Source organism: Desulfocurvus sp., from assembly GCF_023230885.1.
Lineage (GTDB): Bacteria > Desulfobacterota > Desulfovibrionia > Desulfovibrionales > Desulfovibrionaceae > Desulfocurvus.
The window spans coordinates 1-20,059 of sequence record NZ_JALNWM010000035.1 but is presented as its reverse complement, the minus strand read 5'-3'; the positions used below and the strand labels follow the sequence as shown (position 1 = coordinate 20,059).

At 69.2% G+C, this 20,059-nt stretch carries 14 protein-coding genes, 3 tRNA genes, 1 pseudogene and 1 riboswitch; of the genes and pseudogenes, 3 read left to right on the top strand and 15 right to left on the bottom strand.

The genetic code is table 11. From position 1 onward, the window contains the following. From M0P34_RS04070 to M0P34_RS04050, 5 genes and pseudogenes are all read right to left on the bottom strand, one after another. A pseudogene (locus tag M0P34_RS04070) lies at nucleotides 1-438 on the bottom strand (hypothetical protein); the annotation flags it as partial. A gap of 154 nt (nucleotides 439-592) precedes the next feature. Beyond that, nucleotides 593-1,720 (bottom strand): GNAT family N-acetyltransferase, encoded by a 1,128-nt coding sequence (locus tag M0P34_RS04065; protein WP_291496632.1) that lies wholly within the window; start codon nucleotides 1,718-1,720, stop codon nucleotides 593-595. A 97-nt stretch (nucleotides 1,721-1,817) separates the two neighbouring features. Beyond that, nucleotides 1,818-3,050, bottom strand: a complete 1,233-nt coding sequence (locus M0P34_RS04060) for a M20 family metallopeptidase (protein WP_291496630.1) — start codon at nucleotides 3,048-3,050, stop codon at nucleotides 1,818-1,820. Next, nucleotides 3,047-4,621, bottom strand: a complete 1,575-nt coding sequence (locus M0P34_RS04055) for a KamA family radical SAM protein (protein WP_291496628.1) — start codon at nucleotides 4,619-4,621, stop codon at nucleotides 3,047-3,049. Before M0P34_RS04055 ends, M0P34_RS04060 begins: the two co-directional genes overlap by 4 nt. Nucleotides 4,622-4,641: 20 nt before the next feature. Beyond that, complete coding sequence (locus M0P34_RS04050; protein ID WP_291496626.1) at nucleotides 4,642-6,018, bottom strand: ATP-grasp domain-containing protein; 1,377 nt, start codon at nucleotides 6,016-6,018, stop codon at nucleotides 4,642-4,644. A gap of 321 nt (nucleotides 6,019-6,339) precedes the next feature. Between M0P34_RS04050 and M0P34_RS04045 the strand changes: the two genes are divergently transcribed. The 3 genes from M0P34_RS04045 to M0P34_RS04035 all read left to right on the top strand — a co-directional run bounded on the left by M0P34_RS04045 (nucleotide 6,340) and on the right by M0P34_RS04035 (nucleotide 10,069). Continuing rightward, nucleotides 6,340-7,323, top strand: a complete 984-nt coding sequence (locus tag M0P34_RS04045; protein WP_291496623.1) for a TAXI family TRAP transporter solute-binding subunit — start codon at nucleotides 6,340-6,342, stop codon at nucleotides 7,321-7,323. Between the two features lie 143 nt (nucleotides 7,324-7,466). After that, nucleotides 7,467-9,665 carry a TRAP transporter permease gene (locus M0P34_RS04040; protein WP_291496622.1) on the top strand — a complete coding sequence of 733 codons (2,199 nt, stop codon included), beginning with the start codon at nucleotides 7,467-7,469 and terminating at the stop codon, nucleotides 9,663-9,665. Beyond that, entirely contained in the window at nucleotides 9,662-10,069 is a 408-nt protein-coding gene (locus M0P34_RS04035; RefSeq protein ID WP_291496620.1) for a hypothetical protein, read from the top strand. The genes M0P34_RS04040 and M0P34_RS04035 overlap by 4 nt, the downstream gene beginning before the upstream one ends. A gap of 84 nt (nucleotides 10,070-10,153) precedes the next feature. Here the strand turns inward: M0P34_RS04035 and M0P34_RS04030 are convergent, their stop codons facing one another. The 10 genes from M0P34_RS04030 to tmcD form a co-directional block, all read right to left on the bottom strand. Beyond that, nucleotides 10,154-12,139: a methyl-accepting chemotaxis protein gene (locus M0P34_RS04030; protein WP_291496617.1), complete on the bottom strand. Its 1,986-nt coding sequence runs from the start codon at nucleotides 12,137-12,139 to the stop codon at nucleotides 10,154-10,156. Next, nucleotides 12,130-13,476 (bottom strand): HD domain-containing phosphohydrolase, encoded by a 1,347-nt coding sequence (locus M0P34_RS04025; RefSeq protein ID WP_291496615.1) that lies wholly within the window; start codon nucleotides 13,474-13,476, stop codon nucleotides 12,130-12,132. The genes M0P34_RS04030 and M0P34_RS04025 overlap by 10 nt, the downstream gene beginning before the upstream one ends. Nucleotides 13,477-13,870: 394 nt before the next feature. Beyond that, nucleotides 13,871-14,566 (bottom strand): 3,4-dihydroxy-2-butanone-4-phosphate synthase, encoded by a 696-nt coding sequence (gene ribB, locus M0P34_RS04020; RefSeq protein ID WP_291496613.1) that lies wholly within the window; start codon nucleotides 14,564-14,566, stop codon nucleotides 13,871-13,873. Between the two features lie 116 nt (nucleotides 14,567-14,682). Continuing rightward, a riboswitch (FMN riboswitch) is annotated at nucleotides 14,683-14,833 on the bottom strand. A 268-nt stretch (nucleotides 14,834-15,101) separates the two neighbouring features. Next, nucleotides 15,102-15,178, bottom strand: a tRNA-Asp gene (locus M0P34_RS04015). A gap of 179 nt (nucleotides 15,179-15,357) precedes the next feature. Continuing rightward, nucleotides 15,358-15,434 (bottom strand) — tRNA-Asp (locus M0P34_RS04010). 19 nt (nucleotides 15,435-15,453) lie between these two features. After that, nucleotides 15,454-15,529 (bottom strand) — tRNA-Val (locus tag M0P34_RS04005). A 181-nt stretch (nucleotides 15,530-15,710) separates the two neighbouring features. Further along, on the bottom strand, nucleotides 15,711-16,106 hold the full coding sequence (tmcA, locus tag M0P34_RS04000; protein WP_291496611.1) for an acidic tetraheme cytochrome c3 TmcA: 396 nt from the start codon (nucleotides 16,104-16,106) through the stop codon (nucleotides 15,711-15,713). Between the two features lie 41 nt (nucleotides 16,107-16,147). Further along, nucleotides 16,148-17,533, bottom strand: coding sequence for an electron transfer complex ferredoxin TmcB (tmcB, locus tag M0P34_RS03995; RefSeq protein WP_291496608.1), 1,386 nt, complete (start codon nucleotides 17,531-17,533; stop codon nucleotides 16,148-16,150). An 84-nt stretch (nucleotides 17,534-17,617) separates the two neighbouring features. After that, the gene (gene tmcC / locus M0P34_RS03990) at nucleotides 17,618-18,280 is read right to left on the bottom strand and encodes a TmcC family electron transfer complex membrane anchor subunit (protein ID WP_291496606.1); all 663 of its coding nucleotides are present in this window, start codon (nucleotides 18,278-18,280) and stop codon (nucleotides 17,618-17,620) included. A 9-nt stretch (nucleotides 18,281-18,289) separates the two neighbouring features. Next, nucleotides 18,290-19,543, bottom strand: coding sequence for an electron transfer complex subunit TmcD (gene tmcD, locus M0P34_RS03985; RefSeq protein WP_291496603.1), 1,254 nt, complete (start codon nucleotides 19,541-19,543; stop codon nucleotides 18,290-18,292). Nucleotides 19,544-20,059: the final 516 nt, after the last annotated feature.

Here is a 20,059-nt window from a genome sequence, read left to right as displayed (position 1 = left end):
GGCCTTTTCGATGGAAAAACGCGAGAACTGGCGCAGGCGCTCCTCGTCGCGCCCAAGGTTCACCCGCCGGGCGCGGGCCAGGGCCGTGGCCAGGGCCCGGGGCAGGCGCCGGATGTCGTCCAGGCGCACAACGTCCGCCGCGCCCCGGCGCATGGCGCGCACGGCCTCGTCCAGGGAACACTCGCGCGCCAGGACCAGCACCGGCGGCCCCGCGCCGCGCGGGGAAATGCGCTCCAGCAGGGTGTCCAGCCCCAGGGGCGGGGCCTCCAGGTCGGCCAGCACCGCGTCCCACGGCCAGCCCAGCAGGGCGTCCGCGTCGCCGCCGGAGCCCATGACGGCGAACTCCGCCCGCATTCCGGCCTCGCGCAGCGCGCGACCGAGGTCCTCGGCCCAGGGGGCCGGGGCGAGGGCGAGGAGGATCTGAAGCGGCTCGTGCATGGGCACCCCGAAAAGGTTCCGGACCCTACACCGCATCGGGAGGCGGACGCAAGCCCAAGGGGGAACGGGCCGCCACGCCCTGCGGACTCAGCCCCCTCGCCGGGCGGCAGCAACCCAAGGCCCAGGGCAAGCGCATTGAGCGCGGGCTGCGGAATCAGCCGCCCTCGCCGGGCAGCAGCAGCCGCATCTCGTTGGTGGCGGCAAACCCGGCGGACTCGTAAAGCGCCCGGCCCGCGGGCGCGCCGTGCAGGCTGACGCAGGCCACGCCCCGCTCCCGGGCGAAGGCCGTGCACTCGGCCAGGAGCCGCCGGGCCAGCCCCCGGCGGCGGTGGGCCGGGGCGGTGAACATGCTGCTCACATAGGCCACACGGCCGTCCAGGGCCCAGGGCTTGGGCGAACCCTGGAGCACATGCACCGCCGCGCAGGCCACGGCCTGGCCGCCCGCGTCCAGGGCCAGCCAGGCCGCGGCCCCGCCGCGCTCCAGGAGCGGCAGGAAAAAGGCGCCGTCGCGGGCGGCCAGGGCCTCGGCGTCGAGGCCGCCGTCCCATATCTCGGCGAACATGGCCCGGCGCAGCCGGACCAGGACGCCGAGATCGCGCTGCGCGGCCCGGCGCACGGAATATTCCTCGGACAGCGCCGGGGCCGGGACGACCCGGACCGGCGGGGGGCTGTAGTTGGCCGGGTCGATGCAGGCGTCGTACATCTCGCGCTCGATCCTGATCCAGTCCGTGCCGTTGACGCCCCGGCGGTTGGGGTAGTCCGGCCCCACAGGGTAGGCCGAGGCGACCTTGAGCCAGCGGTCGCGCTCAACTGAAATGCGCCGGACCTCGGCGGCGGCCTCGGCCATGTCCTGGTCCTGGGAGAACAGCAGCAAAACGTCGCAGGCGCCCTCGCGGGCCATGCGCACCACGTCCAGGGCCATCTTCACGTCGATGCCCTTTTCCAGGCCCGCCTGCACGGCCACCTCGCCGCCGTCGGCCATGCGGATGACGCGGTTCTGGTAGCGCAGTTCGCGGGCCTCGGTGCGCACGCCGCGCGAGCCCAGGGCCGCGAGCTTGGCGCTCCAGAAGGCGTGCCAGAAGGGGTTGTCGGCCTCGGAGGGCACCCCGGTGTAGAAGGTGACCCCCTCCAGCTGCCAGCCCATGCGGCGGCAGACCGCCTCGGCCAGCCGGGGGATGTCGTAGTTGGGATAGGTGTGGCCGAAGGCGCTCTTCACGGCGTGGAACAGGTTCTGCCCGTCCACGAAGACATGGGCCCGCTTCAGGGCCGGCTCTATGGGCATGGGGTCCCCTTGGGATGCAAAACCCCGCCGGAGGCCTTGCGGCTGGTCCGACGGGGAGCAAATCGTACCGAGTGCATATCTGCTTCCCGGTTGAAGGTCAAGCCGCACCGCCCCCGGAAATCCGGCCCTCGCGGGTCATGGCGTCCCAGATGCGCCGGGCGGAGACGGCCGCCAGGGCCGCCCGGGCGGCCAGGGTACTCGTTATCATGTATTCCTCGGGCGAGTGGTCGCGCTCGCCGCCGGGGCCCAGGCCGTCGAGCACCGGGGTGCCCACCTGGGCGATGTAGTTCGCGTCGGACACGCCGCCCCGGTAGTCCTCCGCCACGGGCACGTCCAGTTCGCGCCCGGCCGCCACCACATGCTCCAGCAGCCTGCGGTTGGCCGGGCCGGGCTCCATGGGCGGACGCCCGGGCACGACCTCCACCTCCACGGCGGTTCCGGGCACCTCGGGCCGCCCGGCCAGGGCCACGGCGGCGGCCACCAGAGCCTCGCCGTCGGCCGCCGTGCGATAGCGGCACTCCACCGTGGCCTCGGCGCGCGGGGCCACGGTATTGGGCCCCACCCCGCCCGACACGAGCCCCACGTTCACCGAAACGCCCCGGGCCGCGTCGTTCAGGGCCTCCAGGGCGATGGTTTTGTGGGCCAGCTCCAGCACGGCGCTGGGCTTGGCATGGCCCAGGTTGCCCGCATGCCCGGCACGGCCCGTGGCGCGGACGCGCAGGGTCGTCTTGCCCTTGCGCCCGGTGGTGGTCTCCCCGCCGGGGCCGGAGCATTCGAAGACGAAGGCGAAGGCGCTGCGCGCGGCCTCGGCCATGATCAGCTCGCGGGAGCGGTAGGAGCCGGTCTCCTCGTCGGAGTTGAAGACGAAGGCCACGGGCATCCCCTCCAGCTGGCCGTGGGCCGCCAGGGCCGCCAGGGCGTAGATGCCCGCCACCAGCCCGCCCTTCATGTCGATGACCCCCGGGCCGGTGACGCGGTCGCCCTGGTTGACGAAGGCGTCGAAGCCGCTGTCGGGCGGGAACACGGTGTCCATATGGCCGCAAAACAGGACCTGGCGCTGCCCGGGGGCCAGCCTGCGCGCCCCGGGGCAGCGGGCGATCAGATGGTCGCCCGCGTCGGCCTGGGGCACGACCTGCACCCCAAAGCCCAGGCCGGTCATGGCCTCGCGCAGCACCGCGCCCACGGCGTCCGTCCCGGCCTTGTTGGCGGTGTACGAGTTGATGCGCACCAGCCGCTCCAGCAGGGCGAGCATCTCGGGCTCGCGCTCGCGGGTCCAGCGCAGGATGGACTGTGCGGTCCTCGAATTGAGGCCGCGGGAGCCGACGGTCATGACCGCTCCTTGCCGTACTTGTTGAAGGCGAAGTCCGCGTCGTTGTCGTAGAGCCCGGGCAGGGCGTCGGGATAGACCGTCTCCTCCCCGCTCCAGGGCTTGCGCAGCACCACGGCCCCGCCCTCGCGGCGCACCACGTTGTCGCGGTGCAGGGGCACCTTGCCCCCGGCGGCGGCGATATAGCGCGGCACGGCGTCGCCGGATATGTTGCCGTACATGCTCTCTACGATGTCGCGCCCCTTCTCTATAGGCACGCGCATATGCGTGTACTGCGGGTTGCGATATGAACAGTTGAAGACGTAGTATGGCCGCACATAGGCCTCCTGGATCGTCTCGCACAACTTCCACATCTTGATCCGCGAGTCGTTGATCCCGCGCATGAGCACGGCCTGGTTGAGCACGGCCATGACCCGCCTGGAGATGCGCCGGAAGGCGTCCTTGGAAACGGGGGTGATCTCCTGGGCGGTGTTGATCTGGGTCACCACGCGCACGGGCCCGCGCTCGTTGGATGCCTCCAGGATGTCCAAAAGCTCGTTGTCCACGCGCTGGGGCGTGGTCACCGGGACGCGGGTGCCCAGGCGCTTCATGCGCACATGGTCGATGGCGTCGAGCTTGTCCAGCAGCCATTTGAGGCTCGCGTTGGGCAGCATGAAGGCGTCGCCGCCGGTGATGAGCACGTCGCGGATGGCCGGGTTGGCCGCGATATAGTCGATGGCCTCCTGGTAGGCGGCCTTGGAGAAGGTGCGGTCGGCCGAGCCGATATGGGCGATGCGCAGGCAGTGGGTGCAGTACATGGCGCAGATGTTGGTCACCTTGACGGCCACCACGCGCGGGTAGAACTGATCGACGAGGCGGGCCGGGGAGTGGTCGCTGGCCACCGGCGGCAGCTCCTCGCCCACGTTGTCGACCATCTCGCCGGTGGGCACGCTTTGCAGCAGCACCGGATCGTTGACCACCCCGGGCCGGATCAGGCTGGCGTAGTACGGCGTCAGGCGCATGCGGTACCTGCCGGTGACCCGGGTCACGTCGCGGATGGTGTCGGCGGGCAGGTCGATGCAGCGGGCCAGGGTCTGCACGTCGTTGATGGCGTTGGCGAGCTGGCCGCCGAAGGAGTTCCACGTCGCCTCGTCCAGGCCCAGAGCCTTGCGGATGCGGGCCTGGTTTTCCTGGATGGTGTCCCACAGCTCGATGCCGCTGGGGGCCTCCTCGTCCTTGCGGGCCAGATAGTCGGCCACGCGCGGGTTGGCCTGGGCGATGATGTCCAGGGCGCGACCGGCGCGGCCGCCCACGGTGACGCCGTGCTCGTCGATGGCCGCGTGGCGCCGGGCCAGGGCCTCCAGGTCCGCCCGCGACAGGCCGAAGGCCTCGTGGCCCAGCCCGGCCCCGGCCTTGGCCTCGCGCAGGGCGCGGAACAGGGCCACGATGGGCGCCGTGGCCTGGGCGTCCCGCGCGGCCGCGGCCAGGGCCTCGATGCCCGCCCGCAGCTGCGCCGGGGCGTCGCCGCCCCCGGCCAGCTGTTCCAGAAGATCGGTGGTGAACTTGTCCAGTGCGGCCTCGCTGGTCTGCGACACGATGTGCTGCCTCCTCGTGGTCAGGCGCCCGTGATGGACGCCGCGAGCTGGTTGCGCCCCCCGGCCAGTGCGGCGAGCATCTGCTCCCGGGTGGGGGCCACCGCGGCCACCCGGCCCAGGAAGGTGCCGGGCAGAACGGCGACCCCGCCGCCCACATGCTCCAGCACCACCGCCCCGCCCGGCCCGTCCGCCGCCACGCGGCGGAACAGGTCGCGCTCGGGCATGTCCTGCAACACGGCGTGCGTGGTGCGCACGCCGGGAATCTCTATCTTGTGGTTGTAGGTGCCCCAGTGCAGCCCCAGGCGCCCGGCCGCCTCGCCGTCGGGCCCGGAGGGCATGCCCTCGGGAAAACGCCCGTCCAGCACGGCGCAGATCTCCAGCTCCGGCAGGTTGGGCGCGCCGTCGGGCAGCAGGTGCTCCAGGGTGCAGCAGAACTCCATGGTCGTCCCCTGCTTGCGGGGGTTGACCTCGATGAAATAGACGCTTTCGTCGGGGGCGACGATGAAGTCGCAGCCGAAGATGCCCCGGAAGCCCATGCGCCCGAGCACCCGGCCCACGGCCACGGTATGCTCGCGCAGGACGCCCTGGACGCGGGCGGGCAGCAGCGAGGGGAAGGTCGACCCCCGGAACTTGTTGCCGTCCTCGATGGTCATGTCGGCCACCCCGGCGACGAAGACCTCGCGCTCGTTGCCCACCACGCCAAGGACCGTGGGGTCCCACACATGGGGCACATAGCGGCTGACCAGGAAGCAGCCGTCCTGGTCGAAGCGCTCCCCGGCCCGGGCGGGGTCGGAAACGACCATGCTCGCGGCCCCGGCGGCGCTGTAGGGGCAGGAGACGAAAACCCGCTGCCCGCAGGAGCAGCCCATGCGCCCGCAGGCCTCCAGCATGGCCGCGCGCCCGGTGCAGACCTCGAAGTCCGCCATGGGCACCACCCCGGACAGGTTGCGATACTGCCAGGTCTTGTCGTTCACGGCGTGGACCACGGCCGGGTCGGGCCCAAGGAGCGTCACCCCGCGCACGTCGCGCAGCAAAAATTCCTGGCGCGTCTCGAACATCCAGACGAACAGCCGCCCCTGGGCGGCGAGCAGGCGCTCCAGCAGGGCGCGGAAATAGCGGTCGCACGAGAGGTAATGGGCGAAGTCGCCCACGGGCCTGCGCCCGGCGGTGCGCCCCGGGGCCCGGGCCAGCCAGGGGTTCGCGGCCAGGATGTTGCCGACGGGGTAGGTTTCGAGCACGTCGGGGCAGACGGTAATGGCCCGAAAGGGCCGCCCGAAGCGGCGCTCCAGCCCCCGGCGGACGAAATCGTTCAGGCCGTGGGCCTTTATTTCGCCCACATAGAGGAAATATTCGAATTCCGGCTCCAGCCGGATGTTTTCAAAGACGACATCGTCCATGGCCGTTCCTTTCCGCTGGGGTGTGCGCTCCTGTATATGCCCGGGGCCGCAGGCCCGCAACCCCGCCCAGGCCCGATGGGCCGCAGCCAGCCGGGGGGCGGGGGAACAGTGCCCGCGCGCCGGAAGGATTGCAATTTATTTTCGATTTTGCTACCTCTTTCCTTTCCAATCTATTTGTTTTCCTCTGGTTGCGCCGGGCAAGCCGGACCGCCTTGGGCAGACACCGCCCCCCACGGGGCGGAACAGGAGGAGAGGAACGGCCCCGGCGCCCGCCCGGGCCATGTGACAACCATTTCCACACCAAACGGACAGGAGGCAAGTATGCGGAAAGTCACCTATCTCGTCGCGGCCCTGTGCCTTGGGCTGCTGCTGGGCGCAACGGCCACCACCCAGGCCCAGGCCAAAACCGCCTTCGCCACCATCGGCACCGGCGGCATCACCGGCGTCTACTACCCCACCGGCGGCGCCATCGCCCGCATGGTCAACGACAAGCGCGACGTTTACGGCATCCGCGCCACCGTGGAATCCACGGGCGGCTCCGTGTTCAACGTCAACGCCGTGGTCTCCGGCGACCTCGAGTTCGGCGTGGTCCAGTCCGACCGCCAGTATCAGGCCGTCAAGGGCCTGGCCGAGTGGGAGGGCAAGCCCCAGGAGAAGCTGCGCGCCGTGTTCTCCCTGCATCCCGAGACCGTGACCCTGGTCGCCGCCGAGGATTCCGGCGTCAAGGACATCGCCGACCTCAAGGGCAAGACCGTGAACATCGGCAACCCCGGCTCCGGCCAGCTCCAGAACTCCATCGACGCGCTCACCGCCGCCGGCCTCAACTACGAGACCGACATCAAGGCCGAGCAGGTCAAGGCCGCCGAGGCCCCGGGCCTGCTCCAGGACGGCCGCATCGACGCCTTCTTCTACACCGTCGGCCACCCCAACGGCGCCATGAAGGAAGCCACCGCCGGCGCCCGCAAGGTCCGCTTCGCCTCCATCACCGGCCCCGGCCTGGACACGCTGATCAAGGAGAAGCCCTACTACGCCAAGGCTTTTGTGCCCATGAGCAACTACGAGTCCGCCGTGAACACCGAGGATGTGGCCACCTTCGGCGTGAAGGCCACCTTCGTCACCAGCTCGGACGTGCCCGATGAGGTCGTCTACGCCGTGACCAAGGAAGTCTTCGACAACCTCGAGGAGTTCAAGAAGCTGCACCCCGCTTTCGCCGTGCTGACCAAGGAAAGCATGCTGGAAGGCCTCTCCGCGCCCCTGCACCCGGGCGCCGAGAAGTACTTCAAGGAAGTCGGGCTGCTGAAGTAGCCTTCCGCATGGCCGGGCGCCCAGGCGCCCGGCCATGCCTCCCCCCTCCGGCCCGACATTGCGCCCGCGTCGACGCGGCGGGCGGCGTTTTCCGGCGGTTCCGCGGCGGACCGTGAATCTCAAGCTTATCCGGGACCACGCATATGGCATCAGACAAGACCTGGGAAGAAGAAGAAAACAACGTCAAGGGCGTCGAATACGCGCAGAAACTCGCCGAGGCCGAGCACGGGCTCCAGGGCGACTTCGCGGGGGTAACCAGGAACCTGACCCTGATCGTGGCCATCTCCTGGTCGCTGTTCCAGCTATCCGTGGCCAGCTGGCTCATCGTGGACACCGTCTTCATCCGCGCGGCGCACCTGGCCTTCGCCATCTTTCTCATCTACACCAATATTCCGACCTTCAAGTTCACCCACAACTGGCGCCCGGACCTGCGCTTCTTCCTGGCCATGCACCGGGTGACGATCCTGGACTACATCCTGGCCGTGCTGGCCGTCTTCGCCGCGGTGTACATCATCCTGGACTACGAAGGCATCGCCATGCGCATCGGCAACCCCACCACGCGCGACATCATCTTCGGCGCCATGCTCGTGATCCTGCTGCTGGAGGCCACACGCCGGGTCATCGGTCCGGCCCTGCCGGTCATCGCCATGCTCTTCATGGCCTATTCCTTCTGCTCGCAGATGTCCTTCATGCCCGACGTGCTGCTGCAAAAGGCGGTCTCCCTGAACCGCTTCGTCGGCCAGATCACCATGGACACCGAGGGCATCTACGGCATCCCCCTGGACGTGTCGGCGACCATCGTCTTCCTCTTCGTGCTCTTCGGCACCATGCTTGAAAAGGCCGGGGCCGGGCAGTTCTTCATCCGCGTGGCCCTGTGCCTGCTTGGCAGCTTCAAGGGCGGCCCCGCCAAGGCGGCCATCCTCGGCTCCGGGCTGACGGGCATGGTCTCCGGCTCGTCCATCGCCAACGTGGTCACCACCGGCACCTTCACCATCCCGCTGATGAAAAAGGTCGGCTACCCGCCGACCAAGGCCGCGGCCATCGAGGTCGCCGCGTCCACCGACGGGCAGATCGCCCCGCCCATCATGGGCGCCGCGGCGTTCATCATCGCCGAGTACGTCAGCGTGCCCTACATCGAGGTGGTCAAGGCCGCCGCCATCCCGGCCTTCGCGTCCTACGCGGCGCTGCTCTGGATCTCCCACGTCGAGGCGTGCAAGCTCGGGCTCCAGGGCATCCCCCGGCGCGAGCTGCCGCCGTTCGTGGCCACCCTGCTCTCGGGGCTGCACTATCTCCTGCCCCTGGCCATGCTGCTCTACGAGCTGATCATCGTCCGCCACAGCCCGGAGCTGGCGGCCTTCCGCGCCATCTGCGTGCTGGCGGTGATCATGCTGGTCCAGCACCCCATCCGCGCCTGGCGCACGGGCCAGGCCCTGCGCCCGGCCTTCATGCTCGGGGTGCGCGAAATCGTCCGGGGCCTGGCCGACGGCGCGCGCAACATGGCCGGCGTGGCCATGGCCACCGCCGCCGCGGGCATCATCGTCGGCGTGGTGGCTATGGGCCTGGGCGGGCTGATCACCGAGGTCATCGCCGTGCTCGCCGGCGACAGCATCTTCCTGCTGCTGGCCATCACCGCCCTGGCCAGCCTGCTCATCGGCATGGGCCTGCCCACCACGGCGACCTACATCGTCATGGCCTCCCTCACGGCCCCGGCCATCGTGGCCGTGGCCAGCCTGCAGGAATTCTTCGTGCCGATCATGGCCGCGCACCTGTTCTGCTTCTACTTCGGCATCCTGGCCGACGACACCCCGCCCGTGGGCCTGGCGGCCTACGCGGCGGCGGCCATCGCCGAGGGCCCGCCCATTCCCACGGGCATCCAGGCCTTCATGTACGACATCCGCACGGCAATCCTGCCGTTCATGTTCATCTTCAACACCGAGCTGATCCTGCACGAGATCAACAGCTGGCCGCAGGGGCTGCTCATCTTCGCCATGGCCTGCCTGGGCAACTTCGCCTTCGCCTCGGCCACCCAGGGCTGGTTCATCGCCCGCAACAAGGCCTGGGAGGTGCCCCTGCTCCTGGCGGTGACCTTCATCCTCATGCAGCCCATGAACGTGCTGCCCGCCCTGGGCAACATCGCCGCGCAGCTGGTCGGCCTGTTCAGCGACGCGCCGGTGGCCTATCACTGGGCGGCGCCCTTCCATCCCTACTGGTTCTACCTGCTGGGGCTGGCGCTGCTGGTCGGCCTGTGGCTGCTGCAAAAGCCCAGAAAGGCGCAAGACGAGGCCAGCGTGGGCACCAGACAGGTGACCATCAACCCGCTGGCCGGGGAGGGCAGGCCATGAAGGTCCAGGGCAACGTCATCATCCGGCGCATGTTGCAGTGCGAGAAATGCGGCGAGATATTCTCCAAGGATTTCAACCGCTGCCCCAAGTGCAGGAGCACGCGCTTCTCGGGCTACACCGTGGTCAACCCCGTGGCCCGGCTGCCCATCGAATCCATCCTGCGCGTCATGGCCCACCTGATGTGGATGTTCGGCACGGCGGCCTGCCTGTTCCTGCTCTGGCAGACCGACTCGCCGGACACGGACCGCAACCTGCTGCTGATGCTGGCGGGCTTCGCGGCCCTGGGCGCGAGCGTGATCGTCTCCGTGGCCCTGTTCGGCATGAGCGAGATGATGTACCGCATCGTACGCATCCAGCTCCGCCTGCGGGCCTTCTTCGAAGACCAGCAAAAGCAGGACAAGTAGCCGGACAGGGCAGACGACGGCGCCGCCGCCCCGCAAGGGACGGCGGCGCCTTTGCATGGGCCGGGCGGAAGCGCGCGGGGGGAGCTACGCCGCCCCGTCCGCGCCGCGCTCTTCGAGCATGGCCCCGACCATGCGCCGCAGGTCTTCGGCCAGGCCCTGCAGGGCGGCAACGGCGTCGTAGGACCGCTGCATCCCGGCCATGGATTCCCCGGCGATGCGGTTGACCTCGTCCACGGCGCGGTTGATCTGCTCCGACGACGCGGACTGCTCCTCGCTGGCCGAGGCGATGCCCTCGACCTGCACGGTGTTCATCTCCACCAGGCGCACGATCTCCTCCTGGGCGCGGCCCGAATCCGTGGCCAGGCGCGCGCTCTGCTCCACGGCGCGCAGGGCCGCGTGCATGGTTTCGATGTTGCGCCCCGTGGCGTCGCGGATGGCCAGGATGCTGCTGTCGACCTCCTTGGTGGCGGCCATGGTCTTCTCGGCCAGCTTGCGCACCTCGTCGGCCACCACGGCGAAGCCCCGGCCCGCGTCGCCCGCCCGCGCGGCCTCGATGGCCGCGTTCAGCGCCAGCAGGTTCGTCTGGTCGGCTATCTCGCTGATCACGTCCATGACCCGGCCGATCTCCTCCACCTGGCGCCCCAGGTCCTGCATGCCCTCGCGCAGGCCCGTGGCGTGGCCGTCCACCTCGGTGATGGCCGCCACGGCGCGCTCGACCATCGCCGCGCCCGCGGTGGCCTTGTCCTTGGCCTCGCGGGCGTTCTCGGAGGCGCTGCCCGCGTTGCGGGCCACCTCGACCACGGCGGCGTTCATCTGCTCCATGGCCGTGGCCGTCTCGTCCATGCGCGTGCTCTGGACCTGGGCCCCCTGGCGGACCTGGGCGATCATGGCCGACAGCTCGGCCACGGCGTCGCCCACGCGCCCCGAAAAGGCGTCCACCCGCGTGGCCGACTCGCGCATCCGCCCCCACAGCGCCTTGACCTGCTCCTCCTGGCGCTGGGCCTCGCGCATGGCCGCGTTGGCGGCCTCGGCCTGGGCGGCGGCCTCGTCCTGCTTGCGGCGGACCTCCTCCAGGCGCGCGCGCAACTCCGCGACCATGGTCGTGATGTCTGCGGACAGGGCCGCGAACTCCGGCGGCATGTCCGCGTCGGGCTGCGCCTGCAGGTCGCCGGAGGCCACGGCCTGCGAATAGGCCGTCAGCTTGGCCAGCGGCCGGTTGATGCCCCGCGAGGTCAGCAGGATGAACGCCCCGAGCACGAGCATGGCCAGCACCTCGACGCCCAGGATGGCGTGGTCGGCCAGCCCGGCCACACGGGCCATTTCGGCTTCGTAGTGCTCGCGCAGCGCCGTGATGGCGGGCTCCAGGGCCCGGCCGTCGGTGGCCAGGGTCTGGTCCATGGCCCGGACTTCCTTGTACAGCGTCACATAATTGCCAAAGGCCGAGTCGTAGCCGTGCAGCACGCCCATGAGCCGCGCCAGGGCGGCCTCGTCCAGGCCCAGGCTGCCCAGGCGGGCCTCCAGCTCGCGGCGGGCCTTGGCCGCGCGCTCCAGGTACTTGTCCGTTCCGCGCAGCTGGAAGTTCTTTTCCTGGCGCCGCAGTTGCAGCAGCGACACCAGGGCCTCGCGGTCGCCCAGGGCGTCGATCCCGGCCTCCAGGGCGCGCCCGGCGGCGATGAACTCGCGGCGTACGCCCTGCTCCTCGTCCAGGCCGATGCTCCGCGCGGTCTGGGCCGCACGGGCGAAGGTCGCGTCGAAGGTGTCCACCAGGCGGCGGGCGGCGGCGCACTCCTCGGCCTTGGCCGGATCCAGGGTGGCGATACGCTCCAGGGCCTCGTGGATCTTGGCCGTGTGCGCCTCCACCTTGGCCACATAGGCCTCGTCGCTGCGAATAAGGAAATTCTTCTCATGGCGCCGGGCCTGAAGCAGGTCCACGGACGCCCCGACGGCGAGGTCGCGCAGGGCGGCGCTTGCGCCGACCATGTCGTCGCCGATCTTGTTCACCCCGAAGACCACGCCGAAACCCACCAGCGACACCACCAGGACCAAAATCAGTCTCCCTTTCACGGACATAGCGTCAACTCCCCTCGGATCTCCGAGATTCGACGTTCATCGACAAGCGCCCGGGCCGCGCGGCAGACCTCGCGGTCCAGGGCCGCCCCGGCCTGGTTGCCGATCTCCTCCATGGCGCAGGCCAGCCCCAGGGCCGGCCTGTAGGGCCGGTGCGACGACATGGCCTCCAGCACATCGGCCACCGCCAGCACCCGCGCCTCGGGCAGGATATCCTCCCCCGCCAGGCCCCGGGGGTAGCCTCCGCCGTCCATGCGCTCGTGATGCGCCAGTACGGTCGCCCCCACGGGCCAGGGAAAGGGGATATTGCGCAGGATGTCGTAGCCCGTTTCAGGGTGCTGGCGCATGAGGGCCAGCTCCCCGGGCGACAGCCGGGCCGGCTTGGACAGGATGGCCATGGGCACACAGACCTTGCCCATGTCGTGCAGCAGCCCCGCGATGCGCACCGTGTCGATCTGGGCCGCGTCCATGCCCATGCGCTCGGCCAGCAGGCAGGACAGCCGCGACACCTTGTGCTGGTGCCCCGAGGTGTAGAGGTCGCGCTTTTCCAGCAGCGCGGAGAGGGACTTCACCGTCTCCTCGAGCATCCTGTTCAGGGAATGGTTGCTGCGGCGCAGCTCGCTTTCCACGCGCTTGCGCGGCGTTATGTCGCGCGAGATGGCCGATATGGCCCGGACGACGCCGTCGCGCAGGATGGGCGAATAGGTCACCGAAACGGGAAACACCGTGCCGCAGCTGCGCCGCCGCAAGGTCTCGTAGCGCGAGACGGACTTCCCGGCCACCACCTCTTCCAGGACATAGCGCATCTCGCCCTCCAGCCCGTCGGGCACGAGAACGAAGATGGACATGCCGCGCAAGGCCTCGGGGGCGTAGCCGTAGTTGCGCCCGGCGGCGCGGTTGGCCGACAGGATGCGCCCGTCGGGACAGATGCTCAGGATGGCGTCGTCGGAAGAATCCACGATCACCGCCAGGCGGGCGATCTCCTCCAGGGCCCGGCGGCGCTCGGTGATGTCGGTCAGGATGACGATGACGCCCCGGCGCGCGTCGGCGCTTTCCAGGCGGGCCAGGCGCACGCGGTAATAGTGCGGGCACTGGCAGAACCCCTGGTGCTCCTTCTCGTAGGTCCTGGCCTCGTCGCAGGATTCGCAAAAGGAGTCCACATCGGCGCGCAGCCAGGGCCCAAGCGTCGCCGACACCCGGTCGAACTGTTCGTCCTGCGAGGCACCGGCGCCTCCGAAAAGCGCCAGCGCCGCCTCGTTGGCTGCGGCCAGTTTATGGCTCGGCGCAAGCACCAGGGCTGGCTGGGGCAGGTGGCGAAACACCCTGCGGAATGGAATCACATTGGCCCCCTCGCCACAAAAACCGCTCCCGGTGCGGCCTGCGCGGCGTGTGACAGCGGCGAGGCAAGGGACGTGCCAGCCCGTCCTTGCGCGGTGGCGCCATCGGGCAAAAAGACCTGCGGCCCGCCAAGGCCGCGCCCCGGGGTAATTTCGAAGAAATGCCGCCAGGGAAAGGCTTTCCGTAATCACGCAACGGGCAAGTCCGCACGGCTCCACAGGGGCGCCCGGGCGCCCGCCTTGCGCGTATTGGCGGGAAAAACGGGGACGCACGGGGCATCGCGCAACGATTTCAGAATCCCTCCGCGCGGGCGGCGCGATTCTGGCGCCACCCGGTGCATAAAAAGCGACAAAAAAACGGCCCGGCACAAGGCCGGGCCGTCGTCGCCTCCGGAAATCAGGACCGCAGGGCCGCGGGGGCCTTGCCCTGTGGCACCGCCGCCGCCAGGTGCATGTCACGCTCCAGGCGATAGTCCACCACGTCCTGGACGGTGACGACAGGCATGGCGTGGCGCCGGGCGAACGCGACGATGCCCGGCAGCCGGGCCATGCTGCCGTCCGCGTTGGTCAGCTCGCAGAGCACCCCGCAGGGCGCCAGGCCCGCAAGGCGCATGAGGTCCACGTTGGCCTCGGTGTGCCCGCGCCGTTCCAGCACGCCGCCGGGCCGCGCGCACAGGGGGAACACATGGCCCGGGCGGCGCAGGTCCGCCGGGCGGGCGTCCTGGGCCACGGCGGCGCGCACCGTGGCCACGCGGTCGGCAGCGGAAACGCCCGTGGTCACTCCCCGGGCGGCCTCGATGGACACGGTGAACCCCGTGCCGTAGGCGCTGGTGTTCTCGGCGACCATCATCGGCAGGTCCAGTGCGCGGACCTTGTCCGGAGTCAGGCAGAGGCAGACAATGCCGCTGCACTCGCGGATGAGCAGGGCCATTTGCGCGGGGGTGACGCTTTGGGCCGCGAAGAACAGGTCGCCCTCGTTTTCGCGGTCTTCGTCGTCCACGGCCAAAACGCCCCGGCCCGCGCGCAGGGCGTCCAGGGCGCTCTCCACCCGCTGCCGGGGGGAGCCAAAAGGCGAGAGAAGGGATTCATGCATGGCGTCGCTCCTTGTGAAGTTGGCGAAACCAGGGCCAAACAGGAGAGACGCCGCCGCCCCGGCAGGCCGGGCACGGCACGGCGCGCGCGGGGCAAGACCCGCGGCGGGACGGCTGGTCCTCTCCTCTTCCATCCGGACTGTAACCGTCGGCTCCGGCCTCGCACCGGATCTGCTGACCCCGCCCCGCAAGGGACGGGCGCTCGCGGGCTCCCCGGCCGAAGCCGGGATACCGCCGGTGGGGACTTCCACCCCGCCCTGAGGATTAGGCCCGCACGCTACCGCCGCGCGCGGGCGGGGTCAACGCAAAACCCGCCTCCCCGGCCGACGCCCCCGCCGGACCCCGCAAAGGCCGCCCCGGGCCATCCGCCCCCCTGCCCCAGCCAGGGTCGCCCGCCCCCGCGCCACCGGCCCGTGCGAAGCGCGAGCACCCCCGCCACGGGGCGGACATCCCCCGGGCATGGGCACGACAAAAAGCCCGGAAGCTTGCGCTTCCGGGCTTGAGACGATTTCGCCCCGCAGGGGCGGTCAGTGTCGGTGGCGGAGCCGAAGGGACTCGAACCCTCGGCCTCCGGCGTGACAGGCCGGCGTTATAACCAACTTAACTACGGCTCCGCGATATGAACATGGCGGGTCGAACGTCGCGCCTGCGCGCGAGAGGTTCCTTCGGGCTGTGGCCGCATGACCACGGGCTCCCCCTGGAAGCCATCACCCTTGGGCGATTGCGCCCCAAATCCCGCTCTCAGTTTGGGGCATTAAGAAGGGGCTTGCCAGCAAGCCCCTGGTCTTTCAAGTGGCGGAGCCGAAGGGACTCGAACCCTCGGCCTCCGGCGTGACAGGCCGGCGTTATAACCAACTTAACTACGGCTCCGCGTGATCCCGTGCATCTGTGGTGGGCGGAACAGGGCTCGAACCTGCGACCCTCGGCTTGTAAGGCCGATGCTCTCCCAGCTGAGCTACCCGCCCGCGCTCCCACAGTCGGGAGCACTGTGTCTATCCAGAGCGCCCCGTCTTGTCAACGGTTTTCGAACCCTCGGCCAAGAAAATTCGCCCGCCCCTCCGCGCGGGGGCAACCCGCTGAAAACAAAGGGCGTTCCGGGGCGCCCTGCGGCCCCCCGGAACGCCCGGATGGACAGATTCGGCAGGCCTAGCTGCCGGTGTGGCACTCGCCGCAGGCCAGGGGCCCGGCCGCCTTCTCGACGTGGCAGTCCTTGCACTGGCGGTGGTAGGCCTCGCGCAGGCCCGGCTGACCGCCCGCGCCCTTCAGGGCGTGGCAGTCGCTGCACGGGGTGCCCACGGAGTCCTGGCCTTCCACAAGCTTGCCGTCCTCATAGTAGTGGTGGCAACGGGCGCAGTCGTCGAGCCCGGCCTTCTCGTTGTGTTCGTCGTGTTTGAAGACCGCCGCCGGGCGCAGGTGCGTCCCGAAGGCCTCGGCCTTGAGCTCCACGATATCGTCCTGGCTCCAGGCCGTGGGCGCCGCCACCAGGGCCACGGCCGCAAGGGCCGCGAGGGCCAGGGCCGCAAGAACGTGTCTGGGATGCATATGGTCCTCCCCGCCCCGTCGTCGGGGCGTTGTCGGTTAGGCTACTCTACGGCCCCGGGCTTCTCCATGTACTTGAAGAGCAGGTCGCCCAGGAACATGAGGTGCATCTCCAGCCCGTAGTAGTGGATGATGTCCTCCAGTCCGCCGTGGCAGTTGTGGCAGGGCGAGATGATGGTGTTGATGCCCTGATCCTTCATGCGCGCCAGCTGCTCGGCCTTGTAGCGGTTGGAGAGCACGCGCTTGGTCTTCCACGGCGGGCCGCAGTTGATGACGCCGCCGCCCGCGTTGCAGCAGATGTTGAAGACCTTGTTGGGCGCCATCTCCACCACGCCCTGGGTGAAGGCGTTGGCAACATAGCGGCCCATCTCGTGCAGCCCGCGCCCGCGCACGGTGTTGCAGGGGTCGTGGAAGGTCACGCGCTCGGGGAACAGCTCGCGCGGACGGATGCGCCCGGCCTTCACCAGCTCGTAGAAGAACTCGATGGAGTGGACCATAGGCACCGGGGGCATCTTCCAGCCCAGCCAGCGGTTGCCCACGTCGTAGACGCTGCGGAAGGCGTGGCCGCACTCGCCCATGACGATCTTCTTCACGCGCAGCTTCTGGGCCGCCTCGTAGTGGGCCTTCTTGATGCGGCCCATGGTCTCGAAGTCGCCGGTGAACATGGCCATGTCGGAGTTGTCCCAGCCCGGGGTGGCGGGCATGGTCCAGTCGCAGCCGGCCTGATCGAAGATCACCGCCGCCTGGTAGATCAGGTGGGTGCGGAACTTGGGCTCCGGCGCGATGACCGAATACATGAAGTCCGCCCCGACCTTGCCCACGGGGATGCGGATGTTCGGGATCTCGTCGCGGGCCTCGTCCTCCTGCCATTGCAGGGTGTCGACCCACTCGTCGTCCTTGACCCACATCTGGTTCAGGGTCGAGGCGTGGGAGTGGCAGGTGTCCTGGATATACTGCGGGGTGATGCCCAGCTTGTGGCAGATGCGCCGCACGGTCTGGATCATGTAGGCCACGTCGATGCCAAAGGGGCAGAACTGCTGGCAGCGACGGCACAGGTTGCACTCCGTCTGCGACACGACCACGGCCTCGCGGCACTCGGCAGGAGTCAGCTTGCCCTGCTTCTCAAGCATCTTCCAGATGGTGCGCTTGACCTTGCCCACCGGGGAGTACTTGGGGTCCTTGTCGTTGGAGAGGTAATGGTGGCAGGCGTCGGAGCACAACCCGCAGTGTACGCAGGTCTGCACATAGGCCCGCATCCGGGCGCCGCACTCGCCGCGCAGCACCTGGTTGATGGTTTTCTCGATGCGTTCCGGCGTCAGGCGCGCGACGCCATCGTCCACGCCCACGTCCTTGATGGACGCGAACTGGGCGTATTTCCCGTCGGCCTTGTCCTGGGCCGACTTGGCCGCGACGCGCTCAATGTAGGACATGGCATCCGTTGCGGCTTGGGTGTTTTCGGCGATGTCAGCCATTGTAGGGTCTCCTTGGCAATGCGTTCGCGGATTCGGGCCGGCCTACCAGTCGTACACGTTGCGCACCGCGCCGAACTCGGAGGCGGTGTAGCCGCGGGTGTACCAGAAGGTCAGCATATGCGACAGCCGCGTGAAGGGAATGGCCGCGAGCATGATCTCGCCGCAAAGCATGTGCAGGCTGGTCATGAGCAGATTGTCGCCCCAGCCGTGGTAGGCCATGATGCCCGTGACGAACGGGGCGGCCACCACCAGCAGGATGACGAAATCCGCCGCGCTGGTCACGAAACGAACCTCGGGCAGGGTCAGCCGGCGCCAGGCGAAATAGACGCAGCCGAGCACCACGATCCACGCGGCGGCGTCCACCACCGAGTCGGGCAGCGCGGCCCAGCTCACGCCGAGCACGCTCTCCTCCAGCAGCACCAGGTGCCCCAGGGTGAACAGGGGCACAAGGACGATGCCGATGTGGAACAGGAAGGTGACCACGGTCATCACCGGCTGGCGGCGCGAGTTGGTGCTCATGAAGGGCACAAGCCAGTGCACGAAGCTCGCGAAGGCGTGGCTCCAGCTCCAGTACTCGACGACGTAGGTGTCCTTGGCCTTGGTCTCGGCCATGAGCGAGGCTATTTTCCAGATGCTGCCGCCCAGGAACAGGGCGAAGGCCGCCCACACGAGGGGGCCGCTGACAAGGGCGTAGAATGCGTGCATGTCTCCCCCCTATTTGAAGTCGGCCACGGGCACCACGCGGCGGTGGTACTTGCCGTTTTCGATCATCTTGACGAGGACGAGGCTGCCGTCGGGGCTGAACGCCGGATCGAAGCATGCCTCGCCGGCGTGGGCGAACTCCTTGCCGTCCACGGCCACGGTGTACTTGCCGCCCTTCTCCACCTTGGCGGCCACATGCGCGCCGTCGGGGCTGAAGACCGGGGCCCAGGCCATGTCATAGCGGCCCGCCCAGGCCTTGCCGTCGACCATGACGGCCCACTTGCCGCCGTCCTTGCCCAGGGCGGCCGCGCGGGCGCCGTCGGCCGACAGGGTCAGGTCGGTGACCATCTCGCCGAAGGTCAGGCCCCAGGGCTTGTCGTCCACGGCCACGGTCCAGCGGCCGAACTGCGGGCTGACGATGGCCGCCAGCCGCGCGCCGTCGGCGCTGAAGGCCGCGTGCCAGCACTGGCCGTACTGGCTCCAGATCAGGTGCCCGTCGCGCGCGAGCGACCACTTGCCGCCCTGGCGCACCGGGGCCACCACCGACCCGTCGCGCGGGTCGAACAGCGGCTTCCACACGCCCTGGAAGCGCGCGCTCCACGGCGTGCCGTCCACCGCGACGGTGAAATCGTACAGGTTGGTGCGCACCTCGGCGGCCGCGCGGCTGCCGTCGGGCGACAGGGTCACGCCGAAGACGTTGGTGAACAGCGTCTCCCAGGGCGTGCCGTCCACGGCCACGGTGTACAGGCCTTCCTGGTAGCGTTTGATGTCGGCCTGCCCCAGTTCCTTGGCCTGGATGGCGGCGGCGCTGTGGGCGCCGTCGACGCTCAGGGCGAAGGCCGTGGCGTTCTCGAACAGGTTCTCCCAGGGCGTGCCGTCCACGGCCATGCCGTAGGTGCCGTCATTCTGGATGGCGGCGGCGATGACCGAGCCGTCGGCGCTGAAATGCGTGTCCCAGACGTAGCCGAAGCTCTCCTCCCAGGGCTCGCCGTCCACGACGAACTTCCACTCGCCCATGTCCGACGCACAGGCCGTGAGCCTGCCGTCGGGGCCGAACCCGAGGTTCCAGACGCGCTCGAAGGTGTTCTCCCAGGCCTCGTCATTGACGCAGGCCGTGAATTCGCCCTCGGAGTTGGCCACGGCGGCGATGGTCTCGCCGTCGGGGCTCGCGTAAGGCTCCTCGACCCACTCGTACTTGTCCTTGATAGCCCCGATGTCCGCCACGAGGCGATCACCCGGCTCCCAGTTCCATCCCGATGTCTCCACCGCTGCCCTCCTTTCGTGCCAAGCACGCATGACGGGGTCCACACTCCTCTCCGGCTCGGAAAGCCCGCCCCCCGAACCGGATATATCCCGCCCCCCCATAATTCGCCCAGGCCGTTTCTGTCCAGCGAAATAGGCGCAACGCATTTAAATTGCTCAAATTTCCTATCCTGGTGGTATGGTATTCTCCTGGTGTTCCGGTGGGAATGCATTGCCGCGTATTTCCAGCCGAAACGCGGGGAGCCCTCGCCCGCCAGGGCCTTCCAGGGCCGCGTTTCCGCCCGCCGACGAAGCGGATGCCTGATTCTGTATCCTTATATTCCATACTGTGAAGGTTCCGCAAGCCCGAAGGCGTCTGGACAATCGCGGGGCCGGGGGCTATTCTTCGCGACATGCCGAAAACCGCGCCGCAGCCCGACGCAGCCGCACCATGACCACCCCCCGGACGCCCCGAAAATTCCTGGCCTGGAACGGCGTGAGCCTCCAGGTGCCCAGAAGCTGGGACTCTGCCGAGTTCCG